The sequence below is a fragment of the Vagococcus lutrae genome, from assembly GCF_003987555.1.
GTDB lineage: Bacteria > Bacillota > Bacilli > Lactobacillales > Vagococcaceae > Vagococcus_A > Vagococcus_A lutrae.
Window position 1 is genome coordinate 63,684 of the sequence record NZ_NGJW01000008.1, and the last position, 22,445, is coordinate 86,128.

Sequence of the window (22,445 nt, forward strand, 5' to 3'; positions counted from 1 at the left end):
TAAAGAGGCAACGGTGTTTTATTCTCTTTTAAAGCGATACCCTTGATAAAATACAATGCCACATAGCACAATAAAAACTGGCATATAGACCGGATTAGACATAATGCCCCCTAGGATAATAATCCCACTGCCTATACACGCTAACATAGGCGCTATTATCCCCTTAAAATGACTCTTAATCTCTTTCTTCATATATAGCTTCATAACATACACATACAAAATAGGATAGCATATATAAGCAAAAACAATCGCTATTTCACTGACATCTCCTGTGGCTAATAATCCTAGCTTTTGTGTCAGATAGTGAATAGTCATCCATACTAAGGAGGTGTATAAAGATATTTTGAACGAACGAGGAGACAATTGACGATGATCATTCATTATTTTTACCGCTTCACTATTAGGAAGCATTTCTTTAGTTGCCAGTGCATACGGCATTCGTATGTGACCAAGCGTAACCCCATTTACAACTCCAAGAACTGATATAATAACAAAAACTAAAATCAGCTTACCTCCATACGCGCCAAAAATGATATTACCTACATCATAAATAGCCTGATCGCCCACTGCTAAAATATGCTCTATCCCTAATAATTTTGTCAAACCTAGAAAATACGTCACATAGACGATTAAAACTATTAATGGGCCAATTGTTAACGCAATAGGCATATTACGTTTTGGATTCTTAACTTCATTACTGATACTTGTTGCAATCGGCCAACCGTCAAACGAAAATGCCACAGGCGCTAGACCTGCTAAAAAAGAAAACCCAACAGACGGTAAAACTGACGTTTCAGATGTAGCAACAGTCGTGACAGGCGCAAGCTGAAACATTCCAATAATCGCTATCGAAAGCAACGGTAAAAGTTTCACATAAGTAGTTAAAACTTGAAACCAACCACCTATTTGTTTGAAGCCGTAATTCATTGCATACATTAATAATAGATAGCCTGTTCCAATTAATATTTGATATTCAAGCGTCATTTCAAGTCCAAGTAACATTACAGTGTAAATCCCTGCTGCCCATGCTACTACAACATTGATTGTTGGATAATAAACAAATGTTTGAAACCAACCAAAGCCATTTGCAAAGGCTTTTGAAATAAAAACTTCATAAAAACCGACTAATCCACCCAAACTTGATGTTCTTACGGAAAGTTCGGTTAGGGTCATACTTCCAAATATAATACTAAAAGCACCTATACTTAATAATAAAACACCTAAACCAACATTTCCTCCTGTATATGCTAAAATATCATCTGCCTTAAAAAAGATACCTGAACCTATGCAGATACCGACAATCATTGTAATAGCCGTCATCAAATTATAACCACTATGAAGTTTTTTAGTTTCTTTCATAATTCACTCCTCAATTAGTCTTTCAATAAAAAAAGAACCTCTAACTGAGAGGTTCTTTCAAGTTTTAAAAATTACAAAACACGTACTGCAAAGCTTGGTGCAAAGTATGGCGAAATTGATGCTGATGTTACAGTTTGTCCATAAGTAGGGGCATGAATATAACCACTACCACCTGTTGAAATAGCTACGTGATATGTAGCTCCACGAGCTCCCCAGAATAATAAGTCACCTGGTTGTGCTTGTGAAACAGGAATTTGTACTCCTGCTGCTTCTTGAGGTACTGTCCATCCACCGATATCTCTACCAGTTACTTGACGGTAAACATAGTTCGTTAAACCTGAACAGTCAAATGAGTTAGGTCCCATACGACGTCCAGCTTCTTGCGTATAAGGCTTACCAAAATGCTTTTGCGCTTCTGCAACAATCGCTGCTCCTGATGCATTACTTGGAGCTGGCGTTGGGGCTGGTGCCGGTTGGCTTGGAGCCGGTGCTGCTGGTTGACTCGGTGCCGGTTGGCTTGGCGCTGGTTGGCTTGGCGCTGGAGCAGCTGGTTGACTTGGAGCCGGTTGGCTTGGTGCTGGAGCAGCCGGTTGACTTGGAGCTGGTGCTGCTGGCTGTTCAGTCGATGTTTGCGGCGCTTGCGTTTGATTTTCAGTCGCTGCTGTCTCTTGAGTTTGAGAAGGCGCTGTTGTATTTTCAGTCGTCGCTACAGTAGCTGCTTGTTCAGCTTGTACTTTCGCTTCAGCAACTAAACGTGCTTCTTCTTTACGTTTAGCTTCTAATTCTTCTTTTTCTTTAATAAATTCTGCTTTTTTACCTTCTTCAGTTGCACGTTCTGCTGATACGGTAGCAACTAAAATTTGTTGTGCTAACTCTTGATCATATAATTGCCCTTGTTGTGCTTCTAAAGCAATAGCATTTTCAGTAATTTGTTCTAATTTTTGTTCTGTTTCATTTTTCTTTTGTTCAACAGATTTTTTATCATTTTCTTGTTGTTTTAATAAGTCATTACTTGCTGAGACTAATTTTGTTGCAGCAGCTACACGTGTCACTGCTTCTGAAACAGTTTCTGCTGAAAAAACAGCCTCTACTAAGTTGTTACCCATTCCTTCAGTTTGTGTTGAACGTGCTTGTTCTTTAATTGCTGCATCACGCTTGGCAATTTTTTCATTTAGCACTTCAATTTCTGAAGCTAATGTGTTTACTTCTTTATCCAATGATTGCTGTTCGCTTTGTAATTTAGCTGATTTTTCTTGGATTTTTGCAATATTCACTTTAACTGCTTCTAATTCTGCAGCAGCACTTGCTTCTTTACTAGATAATTCTTTAATTTTATTATTAGATTTTTCAATTTTTTGATCTAAGTCTGTTGCTAATGCAACTGTAGGAGCCATTACACTTCCTAATGCTATTGAACTTACTAATACTACTGATAAGATTCGCTTCTTCACGTTGTAATTCCTCCGATTTGTATTAAGGGTAAACCTTAATCTTTTCTTAAGCATGATTGCATTGTAGCACATCCATGTCACAATCATATAATAGGAATGTTACAAAAATATTTCATTACAAATAATCTCTATTTTTTATCATTTTTTGAATCGGATACGCGAGAAGGATGAAAAACACCAAATTCAGTAGCATTGTTGGGCCTAATTGTCGGACGATAAATGCTTGTGTATTACTTTGAATTAAATTAAAGATTAATTGGATCATATAAATACTGCTATCCATAATCGTAATAAAAATAACTAGACTTATAAAAATCATCGAAATACTTGGCTTAATATAAGTAAAGACAAAATAGATAAGCATAACAGTTAAAGGAAATGATACTGTGTTAATCCCTAAAATTCCGTAATAATACATATCAAATATCAAACCTAAAACAATGGCAATACTCATCATATAGCGACGACTATAATAAAAACATCCTAAAATTAATCCTATCAGAAATAAGTGGCTATTTAAAAACACTTCATTTTTCGTTGCAATTCGCAAGACATTACTGATCTGCGCATCTGCAAGCATCATCACCCCTAGTAAGATGGGGTATATTCCTTTCCATATTGTTTCTCTCATTCTTCTAGCTCACTTCCTACTAAACGTTTCACGACAGTTACGACTGAAATATCATAAAGAGAAGATGCAGGTGTCACATACACTTCTTGTTCCAAACCATATTTAGTAGGATTGACTTTTTTTACTTCTCCAATTAATAACCCTTTCGGTGACGTGCTTCCTAATCCTGATGTTAACACTTGATCTCCGGGTTGAATGTCTTTAGTAGTCGTCAATTGTGTAATCACAAGTGACTCTTCCTCATCAAGATAGTTTTCCATCAATCCGTAAGCTGTTTCACCCTTTTCACTCACGACCATGATTGGAAAATGATTGCTATTTTGATTACGTGACGTTAGTAATTCCACTTTTGAACTCGATTTATTAGCTACAATGACACGACCGATTAAACCTTTACGTCCCATCACAGGCATATTGGCTTCAATACCATCATTCGTGCCGCGATCGATAATCAAGATGTTTTGCCAATCGTCTGGCGAACGACTAATCACGTTCGCATTGATTTGTTCATAACTCGAAATCGTAGCGGTCAACTCAAGCTGGTCTTTCAACGCTTGGTTTTCTTTCTCTAATAACAAGTTTTGATTTTCTAACGACGCATAACTATCTAAACGTTTTTTTAACTGACTATTTTCTTGATACGTGCCAAATAAATTTGTCACAGATGAAACTGTTGCTTCAAAGGCTCTTAACGGAAACGAAATAGCTTTATCTACTTTTGCGACTAAATCATTTCCTGTCGATTGAATCGGACCACTTTCATTTTTTTTATCACGTTGCATCACACTGACACTTACTAGAAAAACAATGATAATCGCGATGATAATGCCAATAATCATTTGTTTGCTTGAATTATTTTTTTTCATTTATACACCTCATATTATTCATCTAAAACATGACACTAATCTTTCTTATTTTATCATTGTTACGTTCGTTTTTCTACTATTGCTAATAGCCCTTTGCAATTTTAGTGAAATATTAAAAAAGCCAAAGACGAATCTTTGGCTTTTAGGAGGTTGTGCTGTTATCTTATTGACCGTTGTATGCTTGAATGATAATTTCTTTCAATTCACTGATTAGTGGCTCTTTAGGGTTAGCCGTTGTACATTGGTCAAGATAAGCTAATTCAGCTAATTGATCTACTGTTTCATTCAATTGTTTTTCCGTTACCCCTTGTGCTTTGAAGCTCATGTCAATACCTACAGTTTCACCTAACTCTGCGACTGCTGTTGCCAATGCTTCGACAAGCTCTTCAGTCGTTTCACCTTTCAAGCCTAAGAAACGAGCGATATCAGCATAGTCTTCATGAGCTCTGAAGTAATCATATTTAGGGAATAACGCATGTTTAGAAGGATCTTTCGCATTATAACGTATAACATGTGGTAATAAAATCGCGTTCGTACGACCATGTGGGATATGATATGTACCTCCACATTTATGCGCAATAGAGTGACAAACACCTAAGAACGCATTTGCAAACGCCATACCTGCTAAACATGAAGCGTTATGCATTTTTTCACGGTTCACTTCATTAGGTCGTTTAACGGAATCTTCTAAACTTTCAAATACTAATTTAATCGCTTGGAGACTTAAACCACGTGTATAATCAGATGCCATTACAGACACATATGATTCAATAGCATGTGTTAATACGTCCATTCCTGTATCAGCTGTGACGCTCGCTGGTACTGAGTAGACAAACTGTGGGTCAACAATTGCTACATGTGGCGTTAAGGCGTAGTCTGCTAATGGATATTTCACGCCTGTTTCACTGTCGGTAATAACAGCAAAAGGTGTTACTTCAGAACCTGTTCCTGATGTTGTTGGAATACATACAAATTTTGTTTTATTTGGTTCTGGAATACGGTAAGTACGTTTACGAATATCTAAGAATTTTTGTTTCGCTCCGAAGAATTCTACATTTGGATTTTCATAGAACATCCACATACCTTTTGCCGCATCCATTGGAGATCCACCACCAAGTGCGATAATTGTATCTGGTTCGAAGTTCATCATTTGGTCTGTTCCTTTATAAACAGTGTTCGTTGAAGGATCTGGCTCGACATCAGAGAAGACTTCAATACTGACTTTTCCTTCACGACGATTTAACGCTTCAATCACGCGATCAACATAGCCTAAGTCGACCATTCCTTTATCACAGACGATAAAGACTTTTTCTACATCCTTCATTTGTTCTAAATAATTTAATGAGTTTTTCTCAAAATAAATTTTTGATGGTAGTTTGAACCATTGCATATTATTCCTTCTTTTCGCAATTGTTTTCGTGTTAATCAAGTTAATAGCTGTGACGTTTTTAGAAACAGAGTTTTTACCATATGAACCACAACCTAAAGTTAGTGATGGAATCATTTCATTATACAAATCACCGATACCTCCTTGAGCTGCTGGAGAGTTTACTAGTACACGACACGCTTTCATTTTCAAGCCAAATGCTAATTGTAATTCTTCATCTTCAGAGTGAATCACAGCTGTATGTCCTAAACCAAATTCCAACATATTTTCACATAATTGGAAAGCATGATCGCGATCAGTTGCTTTCACCATAGCTAATACAGGGGATAGTTTTTCAAGTGAAAGTGGGTACTCTTTACCTGTTCCTTCTAATTCAGCGACTAATATTTTCGTTCCAGCTGGCACTTTAATTCCTGCCCATTCTGCAATTTGAGTCGCTGGCATCCCTACTACTTTAGGATTAACGGCTGTTTTAGCTTCATTCATAACCGTTGCTTCTAATTTTGGCAAATCTTCTTTTGTGACAAAGTGAACTTGATGAGCTAAAAATTCTGCTTTTACATCGTCATAGATTTCTTTGTCAACAATGACTCCTTGCTCAGAAGCACAAATCATGCCGTTATCAAATGTTTTAGAGACGATTAAGTCGTTAACTGCTCGTTTAATTTTTGCTGATTTTTCAATGTAAGCTGGCGTATTACCCGGTCCAACTCCTAACGCTGGTTTTCCAGTAGAATATGCTGATTTGACCATTCCTGCTCCACCTGTTGCTAAAACAATGGCTACGCCAGCGTGGTTCATAAGATGACTAGTTGCTTCCATAGAAGGTTGATCAATCCATTGAACACAATTTTCTGGTGCGCCTGCTGCAATCGCTGCATCTCTTACAATTCGAGCTGCTTCAGCTGATGATTTTTGTGCACTTGGGTGAAAAGCAAAGATAATCGGATTACGTGTTTTGATTGAAATTAATGCTTTAAAAATCGTCGTTGATGTTGGGTTTGTTGTAGGTGTTACACCACACACAACGCCAACTGGTGCTGCTACTTCAATAATGTTATGTTGTTCGTCATCACGAATCACACCGACTGTTTTATCATTTTTTATATTATTCCAGATGTACTCAGAGGCATACATATTTTTGATACATTTATCTTCATAGACACCGCGACCTGTTTCTTCTACTGCCATTTTTGCTAGAGGCATGTGTGCATCCAAGCCCGCCATTGCCATTTGATGAACAATGTGGTCAACTTGTTCTTGCGTAAATTCTTCCATTGCTTTTAGTGCTTCTTGCCCTTTTGCAACTAAATCATTGACCATCTCTAATGCCACTTGATTTTTGTCTACTACTTCTTTTTTAACGTCTTCTTTTTTACTCATTTAGGAAACCTCCATGAAAATTTTATTTGTTACCTCTTTCACAAATAACTATACTACATCTTTTTTTATTTGTAAAGAGATATTTGTGATTTTTTTCACTTTCTTTTGTAAAAAAAGAAAAGAGCCGTTTTTCAGCTCTTTTCTATAATAAATCATCAATATCTTCCCAATCAAATGACAGCACATCTTTTACTTGTGCTTTAACACGTTGATAATCAAAAAAATCATTCGGAGTAATGGTCATCACACTTTGTCTTTTTTCTTTAGTCGACCAGTCGTGATGCCAAACTTTTTCTTGCATATACTCCCAAAGTTCTGCCTCCGTCATATTTAAATAACCTAGACGATGAAACTCTTTTGTTTTTTGTTTCATCCCACGTCTTAATTGCCAACGTTCCCATACTTCCATTGTTTTCATTGTACTTTCCTTTACCTTTTAACCATCAAAACAACGTAACAGACTAAAAAAGATAAAACCAACAACTGCTGATTTTATCTTAAGTGACTACTCTTCATTTGATGTTTCATCAACTTCAGTCACAGAAACTTCTTCTACGACTTCAGGTTCATGAGTACCAGGTGTTACTTGTGCAATCGCTGCTCGGTTGAATTCTAAGAAGATTCCTTCACAGTCAAGAATTACTGTATTATTTCCGTCTTCTTGATTGAATTCTGACACAATACCATGTAACCCCCCAATAGTGACAACTTTATCACCAATTGCCATACTATCAAGTAACTGTTTTCGTTCATTTTGTTGCTTTTTCTGTGTACGTGTCATAAAGAACAACATACCACCAATAATAATTAATGGAAAAAACATACCTAAACTTTGCATTCTATTCACCTCATCCTATTCTCGTTCACTCTTAACTTTAACAAATAATTTCCTAAACTACTAGTTTTATCTTCGACGATTTAAAAGTTTTTTGCGTTTTTTTCGTTAAAACCGTACTCTTCAAAAAAGGCTTCACGGAATTCTAATAAATTATCATCCATAATCGCTTGACGAACTTGTTTCATCACATTTAATAAGAAATACAAGTTATGATACGAGGTTAAACGCAATCCAAAGGTTTCATTCGCTTTGATTAAATGACGCACGTAAGCACGGGTATAGTTACGGCAAGTATAACAGTCGCACTTCTCATCGATTGGTCGGAAATCGCGCTCATATTTCGCATTTTTCACCACTAAACGTCCTTGACTTGTCATACATGTTCCATTACGAGCAATACGAGTTGGCAAGACGCAATCAAACATATCGACTCCACGAATAACACCGTCAATCAATGAGTCCGGTGTCCCAACTCCCATTAAATAGCGTGGTTTATTTGACGGTAAGATAGGATTAAGCCATTCTAACGCTTCATTCATCTCTTCTTTTGATTCACCAACTGAAAGGCCTCCTATAGAATAACCTGGGAAGTCAAGACTTACTAAATCTTTCGCACTTTGAATACGTAAGTCTTTATAGCCAGCTCCTTGAACAATTCCAAATAATCCTTGACGATCTGGATTGGCATGAGCTTTCAAACCACGTTCAGCCCAGCGCGTTGTACGCTCGATTGATTTCTTAACATAATCGTGACTTTCGTAAAATGGCGGACATTCATCGAAACTCATCATAATATCTGGTCCTAGTTTATTCTGAATTTGAATCGCTTTTTCAGGTGAGAGGAACATTTTAGAACCATTTAAATGATTTTTAAAATGAACGCCTTCTTCTGTTATATTACGCATGTCAGCTAGCGACCAAACTTGAAAGCCGCCTGAGTCCGTTAAAATCCCTTGATCCCAGTTCATAAATTGGTGTAAGCCACCTGCTTCTTCTACAATATCTTCGCCTGGGCGCAACCATAGATGATATGTATTACTTAAGATAATTCCTGCTCCCATTTCTTTCAATTCTTCTGGCGCCATTGTTTTAACAGTAGCTAGTGTTCCGACTGGCATAAACATCGGTGTCGGAAATGTTCCATGTGGTGTAATGATTTCGCCTAAACGAGCCCCTGTATGTTTTTCTGTTTTAATTAATCGGTAACGAATCGGTGATTCTGTCATTTTTGTTCCTACTTTCTTTGACTATTTATTTAACAAACATCGCATCACCAAAACTAAAGAAGCGATATTCTTCAGAAACAGCATGTGCGTATGCTTCCATTGTTAACTCTTTGCCTAAAAAGGCAGAGACTAGCATCACGAGTGTTGATTTTGGCAAATGAAAATTCGTCGAAAAAGCATCGACAATTTTAAATTCATATCCTGGATAGATAAAGATATCTGTCCAACCACTATCAGCTTGTAATTGTCCATCAAATTTAGTGCCTATCGTTTCTAACGTACGAATACTTGTTGTCCCTACTGCGACAATCCGTCCGCCACTGGCTTTGACCTCTTTTAGCGTTTCAGCCGCTTCTTCTGTTAAGCGATAAAACTCACGGTGCATTTCATGCTCATCTACGTTCTCAACACTCACTGGACGAAAGGTTCCTAATCCAACATGAAGTGTCAAATACACTAGTTTTACACCTTTTTCTTCAATTTTTTGCAACAACTCTTTAGTAAAATGCAAACCTGCAGTTGGTGCAGCTGCCGAACCATTTTCTTTCGCATAAACCGTTTGATAACGTTCTGGATCTTCTAATTGTTCTTTGATATATGGCGGTAAAGGCATTTCGCCAAGAGACTCTAAAATTTCAAGAAAAACACCCTCATACATAAAATCAATAATTCGTCCCCCGTGATCCAGTTCTTCTACCACTTTCGCTTTTAAGCGACCGTCACCAAAATAAATTTCAGTTCCAACTTTCGCTCGACGTGCCGGTTTAATTAGCGTTTCCCAACGATTACCTTCTTGGTTCACTAATAATAATACTTCTAACTGCCCCCCTGTATCTGGCTTAACACCATGCAAACGAGCAGGTAACACTCGTGTATCATTCATAACTAACGCATCTCCAGGATGTAACTCGTCTAAAATATCCGTAAAATGTTTGTCTGCCATTTTACCAGTCGCTTGTTCCACTACGAGCAAACGCGATGTTTCCCTGTTTTTCAGAGGCGTTTGTGCAATTAATTTTTCTGGTAAATCAAAATCAAAATCTTCGGTACTCATAACCATACTTTCACTCTTCTCTCTAGTTCTTCTCATCATAAGCATAGCCTAAATGATGATACGCTTTTTCTGTTGCTACTCGTCCACGAGCCGTTCGCTTTATAAACCCTTTTTGGATTAAAAATGGCTCATACATGTCTTCCACTGTTTCTGTTTCTTCACTGATGTTGACGGCAATCGTGCTTAATCCAACAGGCCCACCTCGATATACTTCAATCATCGTACGTAAAATCTTCTGATCGATATAATCTAAGCCTTCTTGGTCAACACGCAGTAAAGCTAAAGCATAGTCTGCTATTTGCGGTGTAATGACACCATCACTTTCAACTTGAGCCACATCTCTAACTCGACGCAATAAACGGTTCGCAATTCTTGGCGTTCCACGTGAACGTCGTGCAATCTCAAAAGCCCCTTCTTCAACAATATCCGTTTCAAAAATAGCTGCTGAACGCACGATAATCTCCGCCAATTCTTCTGGATAGTAATACTCCAAATGAGACACAATCCCAAAGCGGTCACGCAATGGTGCCGAAAGCATACCCGCACGCGTCGTCGCTCCTATTAATGTAAAGGGTGGCAGTTCAAAATGAAGGGGATAAGCAGTTTCGCCTTGTCCCATCATAATATCTACGTAAAAATCTTCCATCGCGGAGTATAACATTTCTTCCACTACACGGGGTAGGCGATGTATTTCATCAATAAATAAGACATCACCTGGACTTAATTCATTTAATATCGCCACTAAGTCACCTGGACGTTCGATTGCTGGTCCACTCGTTGTCCGAATATTGACGTCTAGTTCATTCGCAATAACCATCGCCAAAGTCGTCTTCCCTAAACCAGGAGGCCCAAACAATAGCACGTGATCCAGTGATTCTTGTCTTCGTTTAGCTGCTTCAATATATATCAGTAATTCTCGCTTAACTTTTTCCTGTCCAATATACTGAGTTAAGTACTGAGGGCGTAAGGTTTTATCAGATGAAGCGTCATTCTCCCATTCGTCTGGCGATACAATCCGTTCTTCCGTCATCTAGCATCACTCCTTACTTTTTCATCAATAAACTTAATCCTTTACGCAGATATTCATCTGTCGTCGTTAAGTTTTCAGCTGCCAACCCTTTTTTCACTTTCGAAATCTCTCGAGCACTGTATCCTAATGCTTTCAAGGCTTCACATGCCTCTTCTAAAGCACTGATTGTTCCTTTCGCTGTAAATTCAGAATCCATTTCTAACTGTTGTTGACCGACTAATGACGGTTCAAAGTTAACATCCCCTAATTTTCCTTTTAAATCTAAGACCATTTGCTGCGCTGTCTTTTTACCAACACCAGGAAATTTAGTCAAATAACTATGGTCGGCATTTTCAATCGCTGTTACTAAACCAGCATGATCAGCACTTGCCATTATCGCTAAGCCACTCTTAGGCCCAATACCAGATACACTGATTAATTTTAAAAACAACTGCTTTTCTTCTAATGTTTCAAACCCATAAAGCGTCATCGCATCTTCTCTTACCGCTTGATACAAATAAAGGGTGACTTGCTTGTCACGATAACTTGATAATTTAAACGGATTTGCAACTAGTATTTGATAGCCTATTCCATGTGTTTCTATCACAATATAATAAGGACTTATATAGGTTACCATTCCTTTTATATATTCATACATCTTTTTTCCTCCATACTTAAACAAACGTTCCCTTAAGATTGTACCATAATCCCTACCGTCTAGGTAGTCAATACGCAAGAGCCTTTTAGTAACATTTAAATAAATAAAAAGGCTGTCCGCTCGCGGACAACCTTTTTATTTTAATCTAAAAACTTCGCCATGATTTTTTCAATATTCATGGTTGCAAATTCTTCACCAGAAATCCCAATAATTTCTGATTCACATTTTACTTGTTCAAGTAATCCCGTTAACTCTTCTTCATAACGATGTACTTGAGGTGATAGTAAAATATAGTCATAGTGTTTAAAGTCCAATTTCTCTTCTACTCTCGCAACAGGTGCATAGTCCACATCGTAATTCAGTGATTTTGCACGTAGACTTTCTAACATCTTAGAAACAAATAGTGATGCACTGATTCCTGTTTCACAAACGAGCAAGATACTTTTTTCCATCGTAAAACCCCTATCTATATTTTTTTAACGCGCACAGGTTGCCCTGTTTTTAATGACTCATTCGCTGCGAAAGCCAAACGTTGCGCCATAATACCATCTTCAAATGTTACCACAGTTTCTGTATTATTTCTAATCGCATCTAAAAATTGCTCTACTTCTGCGATATACGCATCATTGTAACGTTCTAAGAAGAAATGCAATGGTTTTTGGCTATGAACGCCTTCTACATCTGATAACGTCACATTATTCACTAATTCATTTTCTGCCTGTGACGCTCCTTTTGAACCAAAAGCTTCTAAACGTTGATCATAGCCATAAACTGCTTGACGACTATTGCTAATAACGCCTAAACAACCATTTTCAAATTTTAATGTGACAACAGCAGTATCAATATCAATGCCTTTAATCTCAGGATTGACTAACGCTTCTCCTGTCGCATAAACTTCTTCTACTTCACTACCCGCAATAAAACGTGCCATATCAAAGTCATGAATCATCATATCAAAGAACAAGCCCCCTGATGATTTAACATAAGACAATGGTGGCGCTTCAGGATCACGTGAATCAATACGTAATAATTGAATATCTCCAATCGCACCGCTTGTGACATGTTCTTTTACCTGAGCAAAGTTGCGGTCAAAACGACGGTTAACACCTAATTGGAATTTTACGCCTGCTTCTTTCACTACTTCATAAGCTGACAATGTTTCTTCATCTGATGAACTGATTGGTTTTTCACAGAAAATATGCTTCCCTGCTTTGGCTGCTTTTTTGATTAACTCCGCATGGGTATCTGTCGGACTACAAATAAAAACAGCATCAATTTCATCATCGGTTAAAATTTCATCAAAATCTGCTACTAACGGTACACCGACTTCTTTTTCAAAATCAGGCATTTTATCCGCAAAAATATCTGCTACTTTTTTAACTTTAACGCCGGCCATTTGGACTAAGTTGTTGGTATGCAATTTCCCAATACGTCCTCCACCGATAACACCTACTACTAATTCTTTACTCATCTTTTTCAACTCCTATTTTTTATTATCTAGCAAATCCAATTGGTGAGAATGCTAAATAGGTAATAATAACTGTAACAATCGTAATCACACTAACTAACTTCGTATGTTTCCAAGGGGTAATGTCAACTTTCGTATTAAACACTTTCAATTCGAAGTCGCCTTCTGGTTTCCATTTTGAAACTAAGAACATCACTAGCATGTCTAAGAAGAATAATACACTTAACACATATAAGAAGTGAACATCTTTTAAGAAAACTTTAGATAACGCATATAAAACAATATGCATAGAGATTGTAACCTTGGCAGACAATGCTGTCGCTTTTTTAGAGTAGAAGGCTAACAAAATAATAACTAAAAGCGGCATATTATATAGTCCATTGAACTCTTGTACAAATTGATAAAGTCCAGCTGGTGCAAACGAAATAAAAGGTGCCACAATAACCGAAACTAAGCCAACAATAACCGTTACCATTTTACCGGCACGAGCAATCTGCGCGTCTGTTGCTTGTTTGTTGATAACTGGCTTATAAAAATCTAATGAAACTAATGTTGAGGTAGCGTTTAGCGCTCCTGAGAATGAAGATAAAATAGCTCCGAAAATGACCGCCGCAAAAATACCATACATCATTTGTGGTAAAACTTCCGTTACTAATGCTGGATACGCTTCATCTGGTGTATTAATGAGTAATTCACCAAATATATTACGAGCTACAATTCCTGGGAATACTAGGAATAATGCCCCAAAAATCTTGAAGAATCCAACCATGAACGCCCCTTTTTGAGCTTCAGCTAAGTTTTTCCCTGACAAAGCCTTTTGAACAATCATCTGGTTCGTACACCAGAAATACAAGTTATTAAATAACATACCTGTAAAGAGTGTTGGCCAAGGAACGACCGCAGAATCAATCGAGCCGACTGAATTTAGTAACCAAGGCGTATTATCTACGATATGATCAATACCACCAATGAAGTTTCCTCCACCTAGCTTAGTCACTCCTAAAATTGGTACTAACAAGCCACATATTAATAAACCAAATCCATAAACTGTATCACTGTTCGCACTTAGACTCAATCCACCAATTAATAAATACAAAATACCAATAATACCGATTGCAAATGACACCAAAATGATTGCTGTAATCGGACGAATTCCCAATAGTTCGTCTATTCTGAATATTTTGTTAAAAACAAGTGAACCAGAATACAGCACAACAGGTAAGAATGATGTCATATAAGTAATAATAAACAAAGCTGAGATAATACGCTTCGTACGCGTATCATAACGAATTTCAATAAAGTCAGAAACCGTATTGATACCGTACTTGAAATACTTTGGTAAGAACACCGCAGCTAGCATGACGATAGCTATCGCTGATGTCACTTCCCAAGCCATAACTTCCATACCTGCTACATAACTTTGACCGTTTTGTCCGACAATCTGTTCAGTTGATAAATTGGTCATAATAATGGACCCTGCAATTGGTAATGCCGTTAAACTTCGACCACCCATAAAGAATCCTTCAGAATCTGTTACATCGACGCCACGTGACCTCTTAAACGCAAACATCCAAACCGCCACAATGATGAGAATAAAACTTACCATTGAAAATACATTCATGTCTACACCTCTTATTTTTAAAGTTTTGTGACGTCATTGATATATTGACGTGCTTTTTTTGCATAAATAAATGGATTAGCTTTTGCTGGATCTTGTTCGGCTTCCACAACAATCCATCCTTCATAACCACTCTTCTCTATGGCTTCCCAAATAGGATTAAAGTCGATCATGCCATCTCCAGGAACTGTAAAGACGCCTTCTTTCACACCATTTAAAAAGCTCATTTTATTCGCTTTGACTTCAGCCATTTTTGCTTCACGAATGTCTTTAAAGTGGATGTGGAAAATACGATCTTGATATAAATTATAAATTTCAAGTGGATTTTCACCAGAAAAAACGAGATGTCCTGTATCAAATAGTAAGCTAACTTTTTCTGGGTCTGTATGATCCATTAAACGTTTAATTTCAGCTGTCGTTTGAACTCCTGTTCCCATATGGTGATGGTAAACAATTTTCATGTCTTTTTCAGCCGCTAACTCACCTAATTTTTCTAAACCAGTTGTTAGCAACTCCCATTCTTCATCATTAAAGATTGGTTTTTTATCAAAAACAGGTGTTTCCATTTGTCCTTGTACACTATGACCTTGTTCTGATACAACGATAACTTTCGCTCCCATTGCATGTAAAAAATCACGATGTTCAATAAATGCTTGAGCCGTCTCCTCGTAAGGTTTCGTTGTTAAAAAGGCACTGAACCAAGCGCTTGCCACTGATAATCCTCGTGGTTCCAAATAGCTTTTTAATACTTCGGGATCACGTGGATATTTGTTTCCAATTTCAGTTCCAACATAACCTGATAAAGCCATTTCACTAATACATTGTTCAAAACTGTTTTCGCTTCCTAATTCAGGCATGTCATCATTTGTCCAAGCGATTGGTGCAATTCCTAATTTGATTGTCATTTTTCTTCCTCCTTGTTTTCGGTACAGCGTTTTCATTTGTGATGTAAAAGCAAGCGGAGTCAGTGTGACTCCACTGCTTAAAATCCTTTTTAATGGGGCACTTCAACCAAGCATTTTCCTTCATAAGATGATTGACAAGCAATCGCTACTTTAGTTGATTGCAAGCCGTCGTTAGCATTAACGCCAGGCTGTTCACCCGTTTGAATACAACGGATAAATTCTTTTGTCTCATTGATAAAAGCTTCCTTGAAGCGCTCTGGGAAATTCTGTGAACACGGTCTAACCACACCATGTTCATTCATTACTGTGACAAGATTTTTTTCTGGTATTTGCGCAATTCGCAACATTCCTTTTGTTCCGATTAATTCCGTTTCTACATGGTAACCATGATGACAATTACGACCTGCAACTAAGATAGCCATCGTCTGGTCTGTCAGCTGCATCATAGCTGCCCCTGTTTCTAATTCACCCACAGCATCTAACTCAGGGTAAGCGGCGTTTTTACCAATTGCCCAGACACGTTCGATTTCTTGATTTGAAAACCAACGAACTAAGTCAATATCATGAATAGACATATCAGCGAACAAGCCGCCACTATTACTTGCTCCAGCAAATTTCACAAAACTTTCGAGACCTTCGCTTGGATCAATTCCGTAGCTACGAATTAATGTCAGTTCTCCCAACTCACCTTTTTCAACCATTTGTTTGGCATATTGATAAGATTCGTCGTATCTTCTCATAAAACCTAGCATAAAGACTTGATTAGGATGATCGTCAATCACATCCATTGTTTTTTCAATTTCAGCGACGTCTAGACCAATTGGCTTTTCAGAGAAAACATGCTTGCCATTCTTCATCGCCAACTGAATATGCTCACAGTGTAGCCCAGACGGCGAAACGATAAAGATAGCATCAATGGCTTCATCTTGCACCATTTCTCCATAATCACGATACAATTTGGTCACGCCAAGTGCTTCTCGAGCAAAATCTAACTCTGCTTCGACCACACTGCATGCAGCATAGAGCTCACAGTTAGGTACGTGAAATGCTAGATTTTTAGCATGTTCTTTCCCTAACCTTCCTAACCCGATAATCCCAACTTTTACAACCTTCATGGTGCGCCTCCTAGAATTAATATTTCCAAGCGTCTTGTAATTTTTCAGCACGTTCTTGCGCCGCTTGAACTACGGCTTCTGTTTCAGAAACTTCGGAAACTCCAACATTCCACCAGCCGCCGTAGCCGTCTGTCATAGTTTTAGGTAACACTTTAATGTCAATTAAAGTTGAAACAGTTTGTTTTTTAGCGTCCTCAATAGCAGCTATTAATTCGTCACGCGTCGTCACACGATACGTCTTAGCACCGTAGCCTTCCGCCACTTTAGCATAGTCGATAGCCATAATATTGTGATCGGCATCGCGGAATTCACAATTATAACTACCACCACCATTAGACATTTGTAAATTATTGATACAACCATAGCCTGAATTATCAAAAAGCATGACATTGATTTTTTGTTTATATTGTAATGCTGTTACTAATTCGGTATGTAACATTAAGAAGCTACCGTCTCCTAACACGGCATATACTTCTCGTTCAGGTTCTGCTAACTTAGCACCTAATGCTCCTGCTACTTCATACCCCATACATGAATAACCATATTCTAGGTGATAGGTGTTTTCCGTATCCGTTTCCCATAGACGTTGCATGTCACCTGGCAATGAACCAGCTGAGGCTACGACGATGCTACCTTCTTCTACAGTGTCATTCATTGTAATAAACGCATCGGTTTGCGTGTATTCGGTCTTCAAACTATCTGCATATTCATTCATGACTTCTTGACTGAAATGTCCGTCAATTTCCGGTTTAAAGGCTGTACGATTAAACGTAACATTATGTAGACGCTCGCGTTCTTGTTCCCATTCCTTTTTCCACTCGCTTAACTGCGAACCAAACGACGCACGATAGTTTCCTAATTCTTTCGCCATCATTTCTAACGATACTTTCGCATCTCCAACAACTTGAAACGCATCGAATTTATAAGCATGCATTCTACCTACGTTTATATTTAAGAATTTCGTACGGTCGTAATCAAACGCTGTTTTAGAAGACGTTGTAAAATCTGTATAACGCGTTCCCACTCCTATAATCAAGTCCGCATTATCAATCGCCTTGTTAGCAGCTGAGGTTCCTAAAATCCCAGTGCCTCCTAAATTATTCTCAAATGAATGAGCGACAGTAGATTTTCCTGCATGAGTTTCCACCAGTGGAATCTCATGAGTCTCTGATAATTGACGTAAAATGTCACCAGCTTGTGAGTATTTAGCCCCACCACCTACAATAATAACGGGCTTTTTGCTCTCTTTAATACGCGCTACCGCTCCTTCTATTTCACGATCAGTAGGTACGCGACGATCTAGATAATGCACGCGTTTTTCAAAGAAACTCGCTTCAAAATCATACGCCTCTCCTTCTGTATCTTGTGAAATACAAATCGTCGCAGGACCTGCTGTTGCAGGATTCGTCATTACTTCAAATGCTCGGATTAATGCCGACATTAGTTGCTCTGGTCGTTGCACGCGATCCCAGTACCGAGAAACAGCTTTAAACGCATCATTAGTAGTAGTTGCAATACTTGTTTCATGTTCTAACTGTTGTAAAACAGGGTCTGGTTGACGTGTCGCAAAGGTGTCAGCTGGTAAAATCAATAAGGGAATATTGTTAGCATGAGCCGTCGCTGCAGCTGTTACCATGTTAGCTGACCCAGGACCTGCTGACGCTGTAACGGCATATATTTTTTGGCGTAACTGTTGTTTACTAAATGCAATGGCAGCATGCGCCATTCCTTGTTCATTTTTTCCTTGAATCACTTTTAAATGACCAGGATCTTGTTCAAGGGCATGCCCAATTCCTAAGACATTACCATGTCCAAAAATATTAAATACACCTTCTACAAATGGAAACTCTTTACCATTGACTGAGATATATTGTTGATTTAAGAATTTGACAAGGGCTTGAGCTGTTGTCATTCTTATTGTTTTACCCATCTTCACACTTCCTTTATTCTGCTTGTTCTGCCATTAATTGTTCTATTTGTTCGACTGTCGGCATCGCTTCAGATGAACTGTGTTTACTTACAACGATAGCTGCTGAAGCACTACCGTATTGTAATGCGGTTTGAATATCTTTCCCTTGTGAAAGGGCATAGATAAAGGCCGCAGCATATGAGTCACCTGCTCCAAATGTTTTTAATACATTAGACTTATAGGCTTTTGTTGCAAATGTTTGCCCGTCTTTTGTATAGGCGTATGATCCTTGAACACCGTGTTTAATCACAAGTAATTCTGGACGATGTGAAAACAGATAATCTACCGTTACATCGTTCGAACCATTCTCAACATTTTCCAACATATTATACTCGTCACGTGTACCAATCACGACATCTGATTGTTCTGCTACTAAAGCATAATAAATAGATGTTTCTTCCGCATTTTTCCACGTGTATGGACGATAATCTAACTCAAACACTACTTTCACTTGATTTTCTCGAGCAATAGAAACCGCTTTTAATACTGCTTCACGAGAAGGGCTTTGCGCCAAACCTGTTCCTGAAACGACTAACATTTTCGCCTCTTTAATATACTCTTCATTAACTTCTGATGGATCTAAGTATAAATCAGCTACGTTATCGCGATACATTAAAATACTACATTCTTCCGGACTTAAAATTTCAGTAAAAGCTAAACCTGTCTTACGTCCTTCTGTGTCTAATACAAAATTACTAGTGTCAACTCCTACCTTGCCCATGTAATCTGTAATAAAACGACCATGTTGATCATCTGGTATTTTACCGATGAACCCACATTTCAATCCTAATTTTGAAGCTCCAATTGCAATGTTAGCGGGAGAACCGCCAACATATTTACTAAACGTCATGGTTTCTTCCATAGGTCGATTATACTCGACAGCATTTAAATCCACACATGCCCGTCCAACAGCGATTAAATCATACTTTTTATTTGCCATAATGACACTCCTAATTTTTATTTTCCTTTTTATTTTCGATCTAAAATCCACTCATGATCTGGGTCATTATGGAATTGCCATTTTTTAATTGGACCTGCCATAATGTTCAGATAGTATGAGTTATATCCATCTGGCACAGCCACTGGATGATAACCTTTTGGTACTACGACAACATTTTCATTTTCAACTGCCATCGTTTCATCTAGCGAACGATCGTCCGTATAAACACGTTGGAAGACAAAGCCTTGTCCCGGATCGACTTCATGATAGTAAGTTTCTTCTAAGAATGACTCATGTGGCAAGTTATTTTGGTCGTGCTTATGTGGTGGATAGCTTGACCAATTGCCGCTATCTGTATAAACCTCTACCACAATCAAACTATTAGAAATCGGACTTTCGTCATCTAAAATATTATGAACCATTCGTTTATTACTATATTTTCCACGTTTTTCAATGCGATTACTTGCTGCTGGAATCAGTTGCGTTGGCAACTGATTCTCAGATGGCGAGTAGCAAAGGATAACTTTTGCCTCTTTATTGGCTGTTATCGTCATGTCATGGTTATGAGATATATAGACACTATCGGTTGGTATTTTCTCAAACACACTATCTCGTGTCCCAATGTTTTCAAATGTTTCTGTTTCATCTGAAATTGTTACTTGACCCGTTAACACAACTGCACATACTTCCAAGCCGTCTAAATGCTCTTGATAAGTACCACCTGCTTCAAATGAAAGTAAACGTAGTTCGATATATTCTAATCCGTCTTTTTCTCGCGTAACATGATGTCGTTCAATCACTTTATCATTTAACGCTTTTGTTTGAGGTGTTCGTTTTAAATCCGCCATTCTTTATTCTCCTAATCTTTATATATCATTACGTGAGTAGCGAGCTGTGACCACTTTGTTACGTGTATAGAAATCGACTCCTGCTTTTCCGTTTGCTGGTAATGTACCGTAGAAAGAAGATTTCCATCCAGAGAATGGGAACATCGCCATTGGAGCTGGAACGCCCAAGTTAATACCAATCATACCTGCGTCAATATTTTCTCTGAAGTAACGAATTGCTGAAGCATTATTTGTAAATAGACATGCTCCATTCGCAAATTCAGATTGATTAGCAATAGCAATCCCTTCTTTTAAATCTTTAATTTTCACAATAGAGAGAACCGGTGCGAAAATTTCATCTTTCCAAATCGTCATATCTGTTGTCACATTTTCAAAAATAGTTGGTCCAACGAAGTAACCATCTTCATTAACCATTTCACGTCCGTCGCAAACTAAGTTTGCTCCTTCTTCAATACCTTTTTCGATATATCCAAGTGTTCGTTTTAGATTGTCTTCACGAATAACTGGGCCTAAGAAGACGCCATCATCTAGTCCGTTCCCCATCTTAATATCTTTCGTTGCTGCAACTAAGCGCTCCATAAATTCATCGTATATGCCTTCTTGAACGGTTACAACAGCTGCCGCCATACAACGTTCTCCAGCGGAACCAAATGCTGCACCAACAATCGCCGGAATGCTGTCATCTAAGTTTGCATCATTTAAGACGACTGTGTGATTTTTCGCGCCAGTTAAAGCCTGAACACGTTTTAAGTTTTTAGATCCTTCTGTATAAATATATTCACCAACTGGTTTAGACCCTACAAAAGAAATTGCTTTAATCGCTGGATGTTCTAAAATACCGTTAACCACATCATGTGCTCCGTAAACAATATTCAAGACTCCTTTTGGTAAACCAGCTTCAGTAAATAACTCAACGACTTTTTCCATTAACATTGGTGTACGCTCAGATGGTTTTAAAACAACTGTATTCCCTGTTGCAATTGCCATTGGGAACATCCAAAATGGTACCATCATCGGGAAGTTAAATGGTGTAATACCGCCAACAACCCCAACTGGATATTTATAAGTTGTCGCTTCAACATCTGTTGCAATAGAGGATGAACTGTCGCCCATCATTAATGTAGGTGCTCCAGCTGCAAATTCTACGTTTTCAATCCCACGTTGTACTTCACCGTAAGATTCAGATAAAGCCTTTCCATTTTCAATTGTGACTAAGCGAGCTAGCTCGTCTTTGTTATCCATTAATAATTGATGAAATTTATATAAAATACGTGCACGACGAGGTGCCGCTACTTCTTTCCATTCTAAAAATGTTTCATGAGCGACTTCTGCAGCATGATTTAAATCTTCACGTGTTGATAAAGGAACTTCACACATCGGCTCTTTCGTAGCTGGATTGACCACTGTTTCATATGTTGATGTACGACTTTCGATCCACTCACCGTTTACATAATTTTTAAGTTTTCTTACCTCAGACATAATATTCCTCCGTATTATCTTATTTCCAACCTCCCACAAGTTACTATCAACTTATGGTTAAGTTGGTTATCTTCAAAACATATACTACACAACTTTACCAAGATAGTCAATCTATTTTTGCATCATTTTTTCAAATAAATGTTTTTTTGAGTATCTAACATGAAATAAACGTTATTTTATGGTTAACTGTTGATTAAGTTGACTTGGCATGATATAGTGAGCATAGAAATTAAGAAGCAGG

20 protein-coding genes are annotated in these 22,445 nt (G+C 37.9%); all 20 read right to left on the reverse strand.

What is annotated here, in order from left to right; genetic code table 11:
• Positions 1–18: 18 nt before the first annotated feature.
• The 20 genes from CBF33_RS06835 to CBF33_RS06930 all read right to left on the reverse strand — a co-directional run bounded on the left by CBF33_RS06835 (position 19) and on the right by CBF33_RS06930 (position 22,204).
• The gene (locus tag CBF33_RS06835) at positions 19–1,359 is read right to left on the reverse strand and encodes an APC family permease (RefSeq protein ID WP_126762763.1); all 1,341 of its coding nucleotides are present in this window, start codon (positions 1,357–1,359) and stop codon (positions 19–21) included.
• 71 nt (positions 1,360–1,430) lie between these two features.
• Positions 1,431–2,810 (reverse strand): C40 family peptidase, encoded by a 1,380-nt coding sequence (locus CBF33_RS06840; RefSeq protein WP_126762765.1) that lies wholly within the window; start codon positions 2,808–2,810, stop codon positions 1,431–1,433.
• Positions 2,811–2,925: 115 nt separating this feature from the next.
• The gene (gene mreD, locus CBF33_RS06845; RefSeq protein ID WP_126762767.1) at positions 2,926–3,441 is read right to left on the reverse strand and encodes a rod shape-determining protein MreD; all 516 of its coding nucleotides are present in this window, start codon (positions 3,439–3,441) and stop codon (positions 2,926–2,928) included.
• A complete protein-coding gene (mreC, locus tag CBF33_RS06850) occupies positions 3,438–4,307 on the reverse strand; it encodes a rod shape-determining protein MreC (protein ID WP_126762769.1) in 870 nt (289 codons plus the stop codon). The genes mreD and mreC overlap by 4 nt, the downstream gene beginning before the upstream one ends.
• Before the next feature lie 163 nt (positions 4,308–4,470).
• The gene (adhE, locus tag CBF33_RS06855) at positions 4,471–7,077 is read right to left on the reverse strand and encodes a bifunctional acetaldehyde-CoA/alcohol dehydrogenase (protein WP_126762771.1); all 2,607 of its coding nucleotides are present in this window, start codon (positions 7,075–7,077) and stop codon (positions 4,471–4,473) included.
• A 142-nt stretch (positions 7,078–7,219) separates the two neighbouring features.
• The gene (locus CBF33_RS06860; RefSeq protein WP_023606594.1) at positions 7,220–7,495 is read right to left on the reverse strand and encodes a post-transcriptional regulator; all 276 of its coding nucleotides are present in this window, start codon (positions 7,493–7,495) and stop codon (positions 7,220–7,222) included.
• Between the two features lie 87 nt (positions 7,496–7,582).
• Positions 7,583–7,915 carry a preprotein translocase subunit YajC gene (yajC, locus tag CBF33_RS06865; RefSeq protein ID WP_023606595.1) on the reverse strand — a complete coding sequence of 111 codons (333 nt, stop codon included), beginning with the start codon at positions 7,913–7,915 and terminating at the stop codon, positions 7,583–7,585.
• 80 nt (positions 7,916–7,995) lie between these two features.
• On the reverse strand, positions 7,996–9,141 hold the full coding sequence (gene tgt, locus CBF33_RS06870; RefSeq protein ID WP_023606596.1) for a tRNA guanosine(34) transglycosylase Tgt: 1,146 nt from the start codon (positions 9,139–9,141) through the stop codon (positions 7,996–7,998).
• A 25-nt stretch (positions 9,142–9,166) separates the two neighbouring features.
• The gene (gene queA / locus CBF33_RS06875; RefSeq protein ID WP_126762773.1) at positions 9,167–10,201 is read right to left on the reverse strand and encodes a tRNA preQ1(34) S-adenosylmethionine ribosyltransferase-isomerase QueA; all 1,035 of its coding nucleotides are present in this window, start codon (positions 10,199–10,201) and stop codon (positions 9,167–9,169) included.
• Positions 10,202–10,217: 16 nt separating this feature from the next.
• Positions 10,218–11,225 (reverse strand): Holliday junction branch migration DNA helicase RuvB, encoded by a 1,008-nt coding sequence (gene ruvB / locus CBF33_RS06880; RefSeq protein ID WP_023606598.1) that lies wholly within the window; start codon positions 11,223–11,225, stop codon positions 10,218–10,220.
• 13 nt (positions 11,226–11,238) lie between these two features.
• Complete coding sequence (gene ruvA, locus CBF33_RS06885) at positions 11,239–11,862, reverse strand: Holliday junction branch migration protein RuvA (protein ID WP_126762775.1); 624 nt, start codon at positions 11,860–11,862, stop codon at positions 11,239–11,241.
• Between the two features lie 140 nt (positions 11,863–12,002).
• Positions 12,003–12,314, reverse strand: coding sequence for a PTS sugar transporter subunit IIB (locus CBF33_RS06890; protein ID WP_126762777.1), 312 nt, complete (start codon positions 12,312–12,314; stop codon positions 12,003–12,005).
• Between the two features lie 14 nt (positions 12,315–12,328).
• Complete coding sequence (gene iolG / locus CBF33_RS06895; RefSeq protein ID WP_126762779.1) at positions 12,329–13,333, reverse strand: inositol 2-dehydrogenase; 1,005 nt, start codon at positions 13,331–13,333, stop codon at positions 12,329–12,331.
• A gap of 22 nt (positions 13,334–13,355) precedes the next feature.
• Positions 13,356–14,951 (reverse strand): solute:sodium symporter family transporter, encoded by a 1,596-nt coding sequence (locus CBF33_RS06900; protein ID WP_126762781.1) that lies wholly within the window; start codon positions 14,949–14,951, stop codon positions 13,356–13,358.
• Positions 14,952–14,968: 17 nt separating this feature from the next.
• The gene (gene iolE / locus CBF33_RS06905) at positions 14,969–15,853 is read right to left on the reverse strand and encodes a myo-inosose-2 dehydratase (RefSeq protein WP_126762784.1); all 885 of its coding nucleotides are present in this window, start codon (positions 15,851–15,853) and stop codon (positions 14,969–14,971) included.
• 89 nt (positions 15,854–15,942) lie between these two features.
• On the reverse strand, positions 15,943–16,968 hold the full coding sequence (gene iolG, locus CBF33_RS06910) for an inositol 2-dehydrogenase (RefSeq protein ID WP_126762786.1): 1,026 nt from the start codon (positions 16,966–16,968) through the stop codon (positions 15,943–15,945).
• Positions 16,969–16,984: 16 nt separating this feature from the next.
• On the reverse strand, positions 16,985–18,898 hold the full coding sequence (gene iolD, locus CBF33_RS06915; RefSeq protein ID WP_126762788.1) for a 3D-(3,5/4)-trihydroxycyclohexane-1,2-dione acylhydrolase (decyclizing): 1,914 nt from the start codon (positions 18,896–18,898) through the stop codon (positions 16,985–16,987).
• 13 nt (positions 18,899–18,911) lie between these two features.
• Complete coding sequence (iolC, locus tag CBF33_RS06920; RefSeq protein ID WP_023606607.1) at positions 18,912–19,877, reverse strand: 5-dehydro-2-deoxygluconokinase; 966 nt, start codon at positions 19,875–19,877, stop codon at positions 18,912–18,914.
• Between the two features lie 29 nt (positions 19,878–19,906).
• A complete protein-coding gene (iolB, locus tag CBF33_RS06925; protein WP_023606608.1) occupies positions 19,907–20,725 on the reverse strand; it encodes a 5-deoxy-glucuronate isomerase in 819 nt (272 codons plus the stop codon).
• Positions 20,726–20,743: 18 nt separating this feature from the next.
• Positions 20,744–22,204, reverse strand: a complete 1,461-nt coding sequence (locus CBF33_RS06930) for a CoA-acylating methylmalonate-semialdehyde dehydrogenase (protein WP_126762790.1) — start codon at positions 22,202–22,204, stop codon at positions 20,744–20,746.
• Positions 22,205–22,445: the final 241 nt, after the last annotated feature.